9 protein-coding genes are annotated in these 14,660 nt (G+C 69.0%); 8 read left to right on the forward strand and 1 reads right to left on the reverse strand.

What is annotated here, in order from left to right; translation table 11 throughout:
- Window position 1: 1 nt before the first annotated feature.
- A complete protein-coding gene (locus OHS81_RS34690; RefSeq protein WP_328389946.1) occupies window positions 2–4,294 on the reverse strand; it encodes a type I polyketide synthase in 4,293 nt (1,430 codons plus the stop codon).
- A 1,660-nt stretch (window positions 4,295–5,954) separates the two neighbouring features.
- Between OHS81_RS34690 and OHS81_RS34695 the strand changes: the two genes are divergently transcribed.
- The 8 genes from OHS81_RS34695 to asnB all read left to right on the forward strand — a co-directional run bounded on the left by OHS81_RS34695 (window position 5,955) and on the right by asnB (window position 14,641).
- Window positions 5,955–6,848, forward strand: coding sequence for a DUF4184 family protein (locus OHS81_RS34695; RefSeq protein ID WP_328389948.1), 894 nt, complete (start codon window positions 5,955–5,957; stop codon window positions 6,846–6,848).
- A gap of 322 nt (window positions 6,849–7,170) precedes the next feature.
- A complete protein-coding gene (locus OHS81_RS34700; protein WP_328389950.1) occupies window positions 7,171–7,296 on the forward strand; it encodes a hypothetical protein in 126 nt (41 codons plus the stop codon).
- 51 nt (window positions 7,297–7,347) lie between these two features.
- The gene (locus OHS81_RS34705) at window positions 7,348–8,427 is read left to right on the forward strand and encodes an ABC transporter substrate-binding protein (RefSeq protein ID WP_328389952.1); all 1,080 of its coding nucleotides are present in this window, start codon (window positions 7,348–7,350) and stop codon (window positions 8,425–8,427) included.
- Window positions 8,428–8,441: 14 nt separating this feature from the next.
- Entirely contained in the window at window positions 8,442–9,512 is a 1,071-nt protein-coding gene (locus OHS81_RS34710) for a FecCD family ABC transporter permease (RefSeq protein ID WP_328391640.1), read from the forward strand.
- On the forward strand, window positions 9,509–10,321 hold the full coding sequence (locus tag OHS81_RS34715; protein WP_328389954.1) for an ABC transporter ATP-binding protein: 813 nt from the start codon (window positions 9,509–9,511) through the stop codon (window positions 10,319–10,321). Before OHS81_RS34710 ends, OHS81_RS34715 begins: the two co-directional genes overlap by 4 nt.
- 104 nt (window positions 10,322–10,425) lie before the next feature.
- Window positions 10,426–11,235 (forward strand): hypothetical protein, encoded by an 810-nt coding sequence (locus OHS81_RS34720; protein WP_328389956.1) that lies wholly within the window; start codon window positions 10,426–10,428, stop codon window positions 11,233–11,235.
- Window positions 11,236–11,349: 114 nt separating this feature from the next.
- Window positions 11,350–12,798 (forward strand): MFS transporter, encoded by a 1,449-nt coding sequence (locus OHS81_RS34725; RefSeq protein ID WP_328389959.1) that lies wholly within the window; start codon window positions 11,350–11,352, stop codon window positions 12,796–12,798.
- Between the two features lie 16 nt (window positions 12,799–12,814).
- Window positions 12,815–14,641 (forward strand): asparagine synthase (glutamine-hydrolyzing), encoded by a 1,827-nt coding sequence (gene asnB / locus OHS81_RS34730; RefSeq protein ID WP_328389961.1) that lies wholly within the window; start codon window positions 12,815–12,817, stop codon window positions 14,639–14,641.
- Window positions 14,642–14,660 lie beyond the last annotated feature (19 nt).

Raw genomic sequence — 14,660 nt, forward strand, 5'->3', positions numbered from 1 at the left:
CTCAGCTATCGCCGACTTGGTGTGCCATCTCGATGAGTGCGGCGAGATCAGCTGAATCAGCATCAGCGCCGGCTGCCGCAGGTTCATCCGGCGCGTTTTCAGGTTCCGTGGACGGGGAGGAATTCGGGAACAGCTCGGCACATAGTTTCCGCGCCATCGCCTCAGCGGTCGAATACTCGAAGGCGAACGTGGTCGGTAGCCGCAGGCCCGTAGCCGCATTGAGTTTGTTGCGCAGCTGTACGGCCTCCATGGAGCCCAGGCCGAGTTCGGTGAATGCTGTCCTGGAGCCGATCTCTCCCGAGCCCTCTTTGTATCCCAGGACGGCAGCGGCGTGTGTGCGGACAACGTCCACAAGGGCGCGGATTTTTGCGTTTGCGGAGAGATTGGCCAACCGGTGCCGGAGAGATGTGTCGTCCGGCCTGTTCGTCTGCCGAGGGCGCACTTTCCGGACCGGTTCGGCAGTTCCGATTTTCTCAGCAGATATCGGCCGCAGCACCAGGGACTCCACCGATGCCACGGGGCGGCCCGTGGTCTGCGTAATGCTCAGTGACAGAGTGTCCGGCTGCCGCCTTGAGATCCTGCACCGCAATACGGAGGCTCCCGGCTCGTACAACGATACCCCCGTCCAGGCGAAGGGCATCCGAATCTGTTGCGCTTCCTCGTTCAGATCAGCGACCAACAGGGACTGAAGGAGCGCGTCCAGCAGCGCGGGGTGCAGGAGAAAAGAGCCGGACCCACTGACTTCTGGTCCGGGCAGCGCGACTTCGGCGAACACGTCCTGGTCGTTGTGCCACGCTGCCCGAAGACACCGGAACGCCGGACCGTAGTCGTAACCGCGCTCGACCAGGTCTTCATAGGCACCGCCCAGATCGAGAGCGGTGGCACCCATCGGTGGCCACTCCGCCACTTCGGCAGTGGACTTGCCGGCGTCCTGCGCGGACGACCTCACCATGCAGCCGACCGCATGCCGCACCCAGCCCGATTCGCTTCGGGAATATATGTTCACCGCTCGTCTGTTGTCCGCGTCCGGCGCGGACAGGGCGACCTGGAACTTGACCCTGCCGCCCTTGCGGAAGACCAGCGGCGCCTCCAGGGTCAGTTCCTCGATATGGTCTGCCCCGACTTCCGCACCCGCCCGGAAAGCCAGTTCAAGCAATGCCGATGCGGGCAAGATCATGGCGCCACCGACTATGTGGTCGGCAATCCAGGGGTGAGTGCTCTCGGAGAGGCAGCCCGTGAGGAGAAGGCCATCCGTCTGCGCCAGTTCTACCAGCGCGTTTGCCAGGATGTGGTTGACCGCTTGCTGTCCCGCAGCGTCGACATCCGGCCTGCGGCTCACGTTCTCGAGCCAGTAGTGGTGGTGTTGGAAGGGGTAGGTGGGGAGTTGGATGCGTTGGGCTGTTTGGTCGGTGAAGAGGTTGTGCCAGTTGATGTTGACGCCGTGGACGTGGGCTTCGCTGAGTGAGGTGAGGAAGCGGTCCATGTCTCCGTCGTCGCGTCGGAGGGAGGTCAGTGTGATGGCGGGGGAGTCGGGGTGGTTTTCGAGGGTGTCCTGTAGTCCCATGCCGAGGACGGGGTGTGCGCTGATTTCGATGAAGGTGTCGCGTCCGTCGTCGAGGAGTCGGTGGGTGACTTCTTCGAAGCGGACGGTGTGTCGCAGGTTTTGGACCCAGTAGCCGGCGTCGAGCGTGAGGGTGTCGATGGGTGTTCCGGTCACTGTTGAGTAGAAGGGGATGGGTGAGGAGGAGGGCTGGAGGTCTGCGAGTGAGGTGGTGAGTTCTTGTTCGATGCCATCGACGTGGGCGGAGTGGGAGGCGTAGTCGACGGCGACCATGCGGGCGTGTGTGCCTTCGGTGGTCCGTGTGGTGACGAAGTTTTCGACGGCGTTGACGTCGCCGGAGATGACGACTGATCGTGGGCCGTTGACGGCGGCGACCGAGAGTCCTTCCAGGCCGGTGAGGTGTTCGCGGACCTGGTCCAGTGGCAGGGATATCGAGGCCATGGCGCCGGAGCCGGCGAGTTTGTCGCGGATCAGCTGGCTGCGTAGTGCGACGATGCGGGCGCCGTCGTTGAGGGAGAGTGCGCCTGCGACGCAGGCTGCTGCGATTTCTCCTTGGGAGTGGCCGGTTACTGCGGAGGGGGTGACGCCCATGGACTGCCATAGTGCTGCCAGGGAGACCATTACGGCCCAGGAGGCGGGCTGGACGACGTCGACGCGTTCCAGCATGGAGGCGTTGCCGAGGACTTCGGACAGGGACCAGTCGACGAAGGGGGCGAGTGCTTGCTCGCATTGGGCCATCGACGCCGCGAATACCGGGGAGGATTGCATGAGGGCTTGCCCCATGCCGACCCATTGCGCGCCTTGTCCGGGGAACACGAAGACCACTTCACGGTGGGCGACGGCTGTCCCTTCGGCCACCCATGTGGTGAGGTCTTGGTTCATGGCCACGGCGCGGTGCTCGAAGTGGGCGCGCCCCGCGGCGAGGGTGTAGCCGACGTCGACGGGGTCGAGTTCGGGGTGGGTGTCCAGGTGGGTGCGCAGGCGGTCGGCCTGGTCCCGTAGTGCGTCCGCGGTGCGGCCGGACAGCAGCCATGGGACCACTTGGCGGCTCTTGCGGGCGGGCGGTGGTGCTACCGGTGGTGCCTGCTCGATGATGACGTGTGCGTTGGTGCCGGACACGCCGAAGGAGGAGATGCCTGCGCGGCGTGGTCGGTCGGATTCGGGCCATGCCTGTGCGGCGGTGACGAGTTCGACGCCTTCGCCCCACTGGACATGCGGGGACGGGGTGTCCACGTGCAGGGATGCGGGTACCACGCCGTGTTGCATGGCCTGGACCATCTTGATCACGCCTGCCACGCCGGCGGCGGCCTGGGTGTGGCCGAGGTTGGACTTCACCGACCCGAGCAGCAGCGGGGCGCCGGAGCGCTGTCGGCCGTAGGTTTCCACCAGCGCGCCGACCTCGATCGGATCACCCAACCGTGTCCCGGTCCCATGCCCTTCCACGACATCCACGTCACCGGGTTCCAGTCCGGCACCTGCCAATGCCTGGCGCACCACCCGCTCCTGGGCCCGTCCACTGGGCGCGGTCAGCCCATTCGAGGCGCCGTCCTGGTTCACCGCGGAACCCCGTACTACCGCGAGCACCCGATGACCGTGCCGCACCGCATCGGACAACCGCTCCACCACCAGCACACCCACGCCCTCAGCAAACCCAGTCCCATCAGCGCTACCGGCATACGAACGGCACCGGCCATCCGCGGACAGGCCCCGCTGCCGACTGAACTCCACGAAGGTCGCCGGGTTGGACATGACGGTGACACCGCCCGCCAACGCCAGGGAGCACTCACCGGAGCGCAACGACTGCACCGCCCAGTGCAGCGCCACCAGCGACGACGAACACGCCGTGTCCACCGTCACCGCCGGCCCCTCGAGCCCCAGCACATACGACACCCGGCCGGACAGGACTCCGCCGGATTTTCCCGTGGTCAGGTGTCCTTCGAGCTCGCCGGGGATCTGGTCGACCGTCGACGCATAATCGTGGTACATCAATCCGGCGAACACGCCGGCATTGGTACCACGGAGTGCACGTGGGTTTATCCCGGCCGACTCGATGGATTCCCAGGACGTTTCCAGCAGCAACCGCTGCTGCGGGTCCATCGCCAACGCCTCATGCGGTGAGATGCCGAAAAAGCGCGGATCGAATTCCGCTGCTCCCTCCAGGAAACCGCCCCGCCTGGTGTAGCTGGTACCTGCGTGATCGGGGTCCTCGTTGTAGAGAGCGGCTACGTCCCATCCGCGATCGGTAGGGAATTCTGTGGTGGCATCCTTGCCGGCGGATATCAGATCCCATAGACCCTCAGCCGACCGCACGCCTCCGGGATAGCGGCATGCCATCCCCACGATGGCGATGGGGTCGCCGACGGATACCTCACCCTCTCGCACGGGACTTTCCTGGGACGAGCGTGATTCGGCTGGAGGTTCCGTGGTCGCTTCATCGCCGAGCAGCGTGAAGAGATGCTCAGCCAAAGCCAGTGGGGTGGGATAGTCGAAGGCCACAGTGTCAGGCAACGAAAGGTTGGTGACATCATTCAGCCGGTTGCACAACTGGACGGCAGCGATGGAGTCGAACCCGGCGTCCTTGAACGACTGATCCACCGTGACCATGTTCGGCTGCACATAAACGAGCACCTGAGCCACTTGGTCGCATACCAGGTCTACCAGAGAGTTGAGATCCGGGAAGCGTCGTGTGGCGGAGCAGTCCTCGGCCGGGCTGGGAAAGTTATCCTGATTCACCTGAGCACCTCATCGAAAACATTGATGTCACCCCGGCACTGCGGGGCGAGGGAATCCGTGGTGATGACACCTTCAACATGACCCGTATGACGACGAGTCGTCCGGGGCGAGTCATGGACTTGTCTGCGAGGACGGTGCCTTCGGTATGGTGTTCGCGGATATGTGCGGTCTAGGCGTGACGGGGCGGTGTGGCTGTGGCAGGGCGCCGAATGTACTGAGAGGCCCCCGTCCCACCGCAGTGGCTTCATGCCCTCATCGTCACCAACAGTCGGGCCCGCCCCCCTGCCCTGCTGGTCAGGCCGGCTTTTCGCGTAGCGCGCCCAGGCTTCCAGTAAGTAACTCCAGCGTCAGATCCATCTCGAATGATCGACCATATTGGGTTTCATTGCTCCCGCAGTTCACAGTTATTTACAGGTGCCTGAATCGTTTTCTCAAATTATCAATAACTGTCGCGACTTGCCATCATCAACATTGACGGTTTCTGCCGTGGGCGTGGCCGCCCCAGGGCTGCCGCGGCGCTGCAGTGCCCGGCCGGTCATGGGCTTCGCCCTGCTTCCTCAGCGTCGGCGGTGGCGAGGCCGTTCAGCCCCGGGTGTCCGTTTCCGGAGCGCCACAGCCGCGACCAGGCGTGCAGCGGCGTGGGATCGACCAGGGGGCGGCGCGCAATCCGGGGACGTCCGGCAGCGGCACATCGGCAGGCACCAGCGAAAAGCGTCGTGGCTCTGCCGTCACCTCGGTCCGGCGGTGTTCGCGATGGACGGTCCTGGTCAGGGCGTGCACGCATCCACCACCACCTTTGTGCCGGACTACGAACGGTGGTGGGCCGGACCATCGATGCCCTCGGCGTCGCACGCATCGGGCTCGTCGGCCTGAGCCTGGGCCGTGGCGCTTGAGTCTCGTGTGGCGGCCGTCGCCTTCGTCAGCGGTCTTCCGCCTCGATTGGGAGGAACTACCCCCGCCGGTAAGGGGCATCATGGTCCGGCGCACCGGAGGAGCTGACGCCGCCCGCGAGTTCGCACAACAGGTGGGCCCGAACCCTCGCCGCCGGAATCCAGTCAGCTGATGGCTTCCGGATTCGCCGGACAGTCACACACCGGCAACCTGGAACATGGACCAGAGCAGGGCCCGATGGGAAGGCGCCTACAACCTGGCAATCACTCACGACGTGGTCGCCCTGCAGGAAGTCCCCGGTGTTCCACCGGCCGGCGCCCGCCACCAGGGCACGGTCAACGGTGTCGACCACTACCTGTGGCGGGAAGGCCGACGGGGCGTAGAGCGTCACCTGTACATCCTGCGCACGCCCCAGCCGGAACCTCGGAATGGTCACCTCGTGGACGCCCGACGACGTCCTGACGTGAACGGCAGCGAATACGACTACATGGTCGCGAACTTGACCACCGACAGGTGGCAGGCGACCGTGCAATCCAACCCCGGCAGTGACCACTGGCCCGTACAGTTCGGCGCGCTGCTGGGCGCTGCCGGGCCCCGTCCCGGGGGACACGGGCGCGGGTTCCATGAAGGGCGCGGATACACAAGTCCGCCCGCTGTGCGGTGCGGTGACCGCAGCTCCTCGCGCAGGGAGAGACCTACGACAACTCGTGCCCGGCACCCAGCCCCTCCATCGAACACATAATGATCAGAGTCGATCAAGGAGAGGCGTATGCCCTTCACGCTCAGCCATGCCGCCGCCGTGCTCCCGGCGCTCCGGCGGACCGGCACGGCACGCGGTCCGCTGGTCGCCTCGGCGCTCGTGGCGGGGTCGTTCGCACCGGATATGACGTACTACGCCGACAGTCTGGTCCCGGGTGCCATGGCCTTCGGTGAGGTCACCCACGCGCCCTCGGGGGTGCTGACCGTGGATGTGCTGGTCACCGTGGCCCTGGTCGGCGGCTGGCGGCTGGTGCGCGAGCCGCTGATCGCCTTGTTGCCCCGGGCGTGGCGGAGCCCGGTCCACACCTTCGTCCGAGGCCGGCCCCGGCGGCCCCGGGGCCTCCGCCAGCTCCTCACCCTGGCAGCCTGGTTCGTGGTCTCCGCGGTGCTCGGGGCGACGACGCATGTCGTCTGGGACGCCTTCACCCACCCGGGCCGCTGGGGCACCCGGCTGGTGCCCGGCCTGAACCAGGTGGTGGGCGGCCTGCCCGTTTACACCTTCGTGCAGTACGGCACTTCGGCGCTCGCGGCGGCGGCGCTGGGGTGGTTCGGGTGGTCGGCCCTGCGGGGGCGGGGCGGTGGCGCCCACGACGGCGTGGCGTCCGGGGCCGCTGCGTCCGGGGCAGCCGCGATACCGGCGCTGACCGTACGGCTGCGGCTGCGGCTGCTGCTGACGGCCCCGGTTGCGCTGTGCGTACTGGCCGGTGCCGTGCACCGGGTGGTGCGGGCGCACGCCGTTCTGGGCCCCACGGCGCATTGGCTCGACTACCTCCCGACCGTGCTCTTCGGCGCGGGTGCGGGCCTCACCCTCGGGCTGGTGCTCTACGGGGTGGCCGTGCGGCTGCTGCACCGCCGTACGTGCCGCACCGGGGCAGCCAGTGGTGGCACCACGGGGCACAGATGACTGGACCATGCGTCGATCGTTCGGCTAACGCCCAAGGGTGGGTGCCGGTGCGCCGTCGGGCGCGGTGGCGCACGTGGGGCGCCGTCCTTCACCGAGAGGGACCTCGACGCCGCGGCGGCCGGCCGCCCACCGGTTGCGTGGGTGGACGAGCTGACGCGCTCCCACGTTGGGTGGCTGGAAGCAGCCCGAGTGCGAGGTGTGGGCGGGTGCCTTGCACCATGCCGACCTCGACGTCCTCAGGCAGCGAGGGTGCGAGACGCCATGGCGCGAGCCGAACCCGGTCCAGCTCTTGGTGATGGATCAGGAGGACGGGTTCTTCCGCATGCGGATGATCCGAGGCAACGAGCTGCGGCAGTTTGCACCACAGCAGCCGAACGAGGCGGACGACGACTTCTCCCTGGACCGGTCGCGTGGCGGGAACTCGGCAGGAGATTGTCCCGACTACTGAAGCAGGTAACGGAGGTTCGTCCGCTTACCGAGTGGATCTGGGAGGGTATGGATGCGTTCTCGTGTGTGGGGCGGTACGGCGGCCGTTGTACTGGGCGGCCTGCTGGCCGCCGGCTGCGGCGGTGGGGAGAAGGGCGCGGCGGAGGAGAGCACCGGGAACGCCGGGAAGTCCGCAGGCGGGTCCTACCCGGTCTCCGTCACCGACTGCATGGGCGCCAAGACCACCTTCTCCGACGCCCCGAAGGGGATCGTCACCAGCAACGCCTCCAGCCTGGAGCTGCTGCTCCGCCTCGGCGCCGGGGACAAGGTGATCGGCACCGGCTTCCCGCCCGGTAAGGGCACACTGCCCGGCGCGCTGGATGCGCAGGGGCAGAAGGTGAAGGTGCTCAGTCAGAACGTGATCCCGAAGGAGAAGCTCCTCGGTTCCGGCGCCGACCTGTACATCGACACGTTCGCGTCCATGGGGGGCATGGGCGGGGGAGGGATGGGGGATGCGCCGACCGGGGAGGAGTTCAAAGCGGCCGGAATCAAGCACCTCTACCTGAAGTCCACCGCCTGCGCGGCGCAGGGCAAGAAGCCTGTGAGGGATCTGTCGGGGGTGGAGGCCGACATCACCTCGCTCGGCGCGGTCACCGGCACGAGTGCCAAGGCGAAGGAACTCGTCGCCGGGATGAAGGAGAAGGTCGGCGCAGTCCAGAAGGCGGTCGGTGGTACGGCGGCGGGCAAGCGGCCGACGTACTTCTTCTTCGACTACGACGCCGGCACCAAGCAGCCCACCGTCGTCTGCAACCGCCAGATCGCCCACGCGGTGATCACCCTGGCCGGAGCCCGCAACGCCTTCGCCGACTGCGATGGCGACAACAAGCAGGTGGGCTGGGAGGACATCATCGCCAAGAACCCGGACTGGATCCAGCTCGGCGTGCGCAACCGGGGCAGCGAGGCGGCGAACAAGAAGGCGTTCGACGACGCACAGAAATGGCTGGAGACCAACCCGGCGGCCAAGGGCCTGAAGGCGGTCAAGGAGGGCCACTTCCTGCGCATCGGATCCGAGCCGACCACCATCGCCGGCGTCGAGAACGCCGAGACGGTCGAGAAGATCGCCAAGACCCTCTACCCGGGCAAGGTCGGCTAGCCGTGCTCTCCACAATGTCCGCGTCCCGCCGCAAGACCACCGACGAGAAACCGGACGCGCGCAGTCTGCCCGCAGGGCCGCTGGCGTTCGTTCTCGGCGTCGCACTCCTTGTCGCGCTGACTGCCGCTGTGGCCTGGGGATCGACGTCCATCTCGCCCGGCGAGGTGTGGGGCGTGGTGTGGCGGCGACTGTCCGGTGAAGCCCCGCGGCCGGGCACGAACGACCTGATCGTGTGGCAACTGCGCGTCCCCCGTGCCGTGCTGGCCGCGCTCGTGGGCGCCGGGCTCGGCGTCGTCGGTACGGCGGTGCAGGCGCTGGTGCGCAACCCGCTGGCCGACCCGTACCTGCTGGGCATCTCCAACGGAGCGTCCCTGGGAGCGGTCGCTTCCCTCGTCCTCGGCCTCGGCACAGGCGGGGTACTCGGATGGGGGCTGTCCGGCGCGGCCTTCGCCGGAGCCCTGGCCACCTTCGCCCTCGTATGGGCCGTCGCCCGGAGGGGCGGGGGGTTCGCACCGCTGCGACTGGTGCTGGCCGGGGTCGCGATCGGCCAGTTCCTGTCCGGCTTCACGAGCTTTCTGGTGTTGCAGGCCGGGGACGAGCAGCAGACGCACAGCGTGCTCTTCTGGCTCATGGGCAGTCTGAGCGGCGCGAGTTGGCCGGTCCTGGCCATGCCCGCGAGCGTGGTGCCGCTCGCCCTGCTGTGGCTCCAGGCGCGGGCCCGGGGGCTGAACGCCCTGATGATGGGCGACGAGACCGCGGCAGGGCTCGGCGTCCACGTCACCCGGCTGCGCCGGGAGCTGTTCACGGTGACCAGCGTGCTGACCGGTGTCCTGGTGGCGGTGTCCGGCGCGATCGCCTTCGTCGCGCTGATGGTGCCGCACGTCTGCCGCCTGGTCGTCGGTGGTGACCACCGTCGCCTGCTGCCGGTCTCGGCGCTGTTCGGGGCGCTGCTCCTGGTGGTGGTCGACATCGTCTGCCGTACGGCGATGGACTCGCAGGAACTGCCGGTCGGCGTGGTCACCTCTCTCATCGGGGCTCCGGCCCTGCTGTACCTGCTGGACCGGCGCCTTGGGAGCGGCAGTTGAGAATCGACATCGAAGACCTGAGCGTTGCCTACGCCGGCCGTACGGTCGTGGCGGGGGCCCATCTGGTGGCGGCCGAGGGCGAGATCACCGGCCTGGTCGGGCCGAACGGCAGTGGCAAGTCCACGCTGCTGCGCACCGTCTACCGGCACCTGAAGCCGACCGCCGGACGGGTTCTGCTGGCCGGTACCGACCTGCGCGAGCTGTCCGCGGTCCGGTCGGCGAGACATGTGGCGGCGCTGCCACAGGAGAGGCAGAGCGACTTCGAACTCACCGTCCACGAGGTCGTCGCGATGGGGCGTACACCGTACAAGCGGGCCTTTGCGGGGGATGACGCCACCGACCGGGACATCGTCGCCCGAGCGCTCGCGGATGTGGGCATGGCAGCGGCGGCCGGGCGCCGGTTCACGGCGCTGTCCGGCGGCGAACGCCAACGCGTCCTGCTGGCCCGCGCGTTCTGCCAGGACCCCGACGTGCTGGTGCTGGATGAGCCGACCAACCACCTCGACATCCGCCACCAGGTCGACCTGCTCGCCCTGCTGCGCGCCCAGCGCCGTACGACGCTGGTGTCACTGCACGACCTCAACGCAGCCGCCTCCGTGTGCGACCGGCTGCATGTCCTGCATGCCGGAGCTGTGACCGCCTCCGGGCCACCGCGCGAAGTCCTCACTCCCGCCCTGCTGGCCGAGGTGTTCGGGGTGCGGGCCGCTGTGGTCGACCACCCGCTCACGGGTGATCCGCTGATCGCCTTCGACCACCGGGCGCCGGTCGGCACGGAGACGCCTGCGCCGGCAGAGGTACCCACCGGATGAACACGGCCGGGCAGGAGGCGGCGACGTCCTGCCCGGCCCGTGGCCAAGTGCGGCGTCCGGTTTCTGAGTCTGCCATTCCATCCCCTTGATCCAGGAGTACGACCATGAGTGAGACCGGTCCGGGCGCCACTTTCATCGTGGGACTGCACGGGGTACTGGACCGGCATCCCTGGATCGACCGGGTGAGCGCCGAGTCCGACCTCGGCGAGGACGTCTTCAGCCTCGCGGTGAAGCGGGCGTCCGCCTACGCCTGGAGTTCCACCGCCCTTACGGACAAGCCCGCCGACAACCTCTGGGACCACAACGACGCGGACGGCGACTGGACGCAGGACGGCCGGGTACGTCAGCTGGCCTGGCTGCAGTCGTCGCTTCCACGGCCCGTGAACCCTCGGGGCAGGAAGCAGCGCGCCCGCCGCCTGCCGGTCCTGCCCGTCATCACGGTCCTCTCGGACGCGCTACGCCGCGTCGGCACCCTCCGCCTCACCGGCACTCACGCCCTCGTGCCGCTGCACCGTGCCGGGGACGCGCGCGTCGAACTCGCCGAAGTGGCCGGCTGGTTCGCCCTCGCCGACCCGTCCGGCGCGGCCTCGCTGACGGTCACCGTGTCCGCCCTGCCGTCGGCCAACCTCGCCGCGCGGGCCGCCGAGATCCGCGAAGCAGTGCTTGAACGCACGTATCAGCACATGGCGGTTGAGGCCGTCAAGCCCGCCGGCACGGTGCCTCCGGGGCTCGCCCGCCCCCTCGCCGGAGAGGTGCAGGCCGAGGGCTTGCGCCGGGCGCTCGCCTTCCGCTGCGATGTGCGCGAGTGGTCCACGGACGTGGCCGCGTGGACGACGGAGGTGTTCGCGGACTCGGTCCGGGCGGTGACGGGACTCTCGGGCCTGATCCTCATCACGGTCTCTTCGGAGGTCTGACCATCCCCGTGGTCATGCTCGTGGACATCACCGGGAACTCACCGCATTTCCTCCCCGACTTATGGAGCGAGGCTGCTGCCCGGCAGCCCTGCCGTGGCGGTGAGGGGGAGAAGGGTGACCAACGACGGTCCCGGTGCGGAACAGGCCGGTCACATACCCATGGGAGCGGACCGCTGGCCGCTGGTTGCCGTGGCGGGCGTGCTGGCGTTCGTGGCGATGCTCGACATGAACATCGTCAATGTGGCCCTGGCCGACATCGCCGAGGGTCTGCAGGTGTCCACGGCAACGGCTCAGTGGGCGGTACTGGGCTACCAACTGCCCGTGGTGGCGCTGCTGTTGCCCGTGGGCCGGTGGCTCGACGGGGTGGCGCTGCGCTCCGCCGTGCTGGCGGCGACCTGCGGCTTCGGCCTGTGCAGCGCCCTGGCTGCCGCGGCGCCCTGGATGGCCTGCTTGATCGCCGCCCGGCTGATGCAGGGCGCGTTCGGGGCGGCGCTGTTCGTGCTGATGCCGGTTCTCGCGGTCCGCTCCGTACGACCGGAGCTGCGCGGACGGGCGATGAGTGTGCCCGCCACCCTGGGCCCGCTGGGGGCGGTGATCGGGCCCGCCGTGGGCGGAATGCTGCTGGACCACCTGGGCTGGCGTTCCGTCTTCCTGGTGAAGATCCCCTTCTGTGTGCTCGCCCTGGTCGTGGTCCGGAGGGCGATGCCCCGGGACGGAGGGCTGCGGGCACCTGACCGCCGGTCGGTGGCCGACGCGCTGCTGGTTGCCGCGGGTGCCGCGAGCGTGCTGCTGGCGTTGACGCTGGCGCCGGACGGCCCGGCCTGGCTCCTCCTCGCCCTCGCCGCCGTACCGCCGCTGTGGTGGTGGCTGCGCGGGCCGGGCGGACGTCCGGTGGCCGGCGTGCTCCGGACGGCGGGGCTGTTCCGGGCGCACGGGGCGGTGCTGACCCTCGCCGCCGGATTCGCCGCCATGCACTACGTCGTCGCCCTGCACCTCCAGCGCGACAACGGTGTCAGTGCCACCACGACCGGGCTGACCATGCTCGCTTTCCCCCTCGGGATGGGGGTGGCCGGACCACTCGGCGGACGCCTCGCCGATCTCCGCAAAGCTCTCGGCTCCGCTCCAGCAGGGGGGACCCCCATCGGCGCCCGGCCGGTCGCGGTCACCGGCGCCGCCCTCACCGCCACCGGCCTGCTCCTGCTGCTCCCCCTGGGCGACGGCTGGGCACCGCTGGACGTGGCATGGCGGCTGGCGTTGGCGGGCGTCGGGCTGGGCCTGAACGGGGGCCCGACCCAGGCCCTCGTCATGGGCGCGGCCCCACCGGACCGGATCGCGACGGTGGGGGCCACGGTGCAGCTCGCCCGCAGTCTCGGCTTCACCCTCGGTCCCGCCCTGGCCACCGCCGCCTGGGGGCTGACCGGACCTCATGAGGGCGTACGGGCCGCGCTCGCACTGGCCGCCATCGTCGCGTGCCTGTCCGTGCCCCTACTCGCTCTGCCGGGCAGCAGGCCCGCTTCCCTCCCCGAGAAGACGACCGACGCGACGTCGGCCGCTCACGACTGACCCAGGAGGCACTTCTATGTGCGGAATCACCGGATGGGTGTCCTTCCACCACGACGCCCGCACCCAGGGCCCGGTACTCGAAGCCATGACGGCCACCCTCACTCCACGAGGCCCGGACGCGTGCGGCGCCTGGCTCGGCGAGCACGCCGCGATCGGTCATCGCCGCCTGGCCGTCATCGACCCGGCCGGTGGCGTGCAGCCGATGACCGACCGGCCCGCGCACCCGACCACGGTGCTCAGCTACAGCGGCGAGGTGTACAACCACCACCAGCTGCGCGCCGCACTGCGAGGCCGCGGGCACCGCTTCCACACCCGCAGCGATACCGAGGTGGTTCTGCGCGCGTACGCCGAATGGGGTGCGGATCTGGCCGACCACCTGGAGGGCATGTTCGCCTTCGCCGTCTGGGACGACCGTGCGCAGCGGCTGCTGCTGGTACGCGACCGCCTCGGCGTCAAACCGCTGTTCTGGGCCGCCGTCGACGGCGGCCTGGCCTTCGCGTCCGAGCCCAAGGCCCTGTTCGCCCATCCGGAGATCCGGCCACGGGTGGACGCCGACGGGCTGCGGGAGGCGTACAGCCTTCTTTTCAACACCGGGCCGACGGTGTGGTCCGGGGTGCGCGAGGTGGAACCCGGCGGCCTGCTCGTACTGGACCGCGACGGCATCCGCGAACGCCGCTACTGGCAGCTGGCGGCCGACGCTCACGACGACGACCGGGACACGGCCGTCGAACGGATCCGTGAGCTGGTCGGCACGGCCGCCCGCAGCCAGCTGGAGGCCGATGTCCCGCTGTGCAGCCTGCTGTCCGGCGGCATCGACTCCACGGTCCTGACCGCGCTGCTCGCCGACGAACTCCGGCTGCGCGAGGGGCCGGACGCCCGCATCCGCTCCTACGCCGTCGACTACAGCGACCAGGCCGAGCAGTTCACCGGCGACGTCCTGCGTACCGGTCACGACACCCCGTACGCCGCCGAGGCCGGCACCTACATCGGCACCGAGCACAGCACGGTCGTCCTCGACCCGCTCGCGCTGCTCGACCCCGAGCACCGCAAGGCGGTCGTCGTGGCAAGGGACTCACCGATCGGGGTCGGCGACATGGACACCTCCCTGTATCTGCTCTTCGGCGAGATCCGCAAGCACTCCACCGTGGCCCTGTCCGGCGAGGCGGCGGACGAGGTGTTCGGCGGCTACCCCTGGTTCCATTCCCCGAAGGCACTGAACGCGGCCACCTTCCCCTGGCTCCTCGTGACCGGCGACGAGGCCGCCATGCCGCTCAACCCGGCGCTCGACCTGCGCATGGGGGAGTTCCGCGAGGACACCTATCACAGCGCGCTGGCCGCCGTACCGCACCGTGACGACGAAACCCCGGCCGAGCACCGGCAACGCGAGATGCAGCACCTGTCCCTGACCCGCTGGCTGCGTCAACTCCTGCACCGGAAGGACCGGTTGAGCATGGCGCAGGGGCTGGAGGTCCGCGTCCCCTACTGCGACCACCGCCTCGTCGAGTACGCCTTCGCCACGCCCTGGAAGCTGAAGAGCTTCGACGGCCGGGAGAAGAGCCTGCTGCGCGCCGCCGGCGCCGAACTCGCGCCCGACTCCGTGCTGCACCGGCCCAAGAACCACTACCCGGCCACCCACCACCCCGACTACAACCGCGGCCTCCAGGACCTGGCCCGCGACGCCCTGGCCGCCGATCAGGTCCGGGCCCTGGCCGACGAGACCCACCTCAAACCCTGCCTCGACACCCCGCCCGACCGGCTGGAATGGGGCCACCGCCTCCGCCTGGAACGCGTCGTCGACCTGGCCCTGTGGCTCGACCACTACCGGCCCGAACTCGTCCTCTGAGGAGTCTGCGCATGGCCCT

Origin of the sequence: Streptomyces sp. NBC_00400 (assembly GCF_036048035.1) — a bacterium.
Classification (GTDB): domain Bacteria; phylum Actinomycetota; class Actinomycetes; order Streptomycetales; family Streptomycetaceae; genus Streptomyces.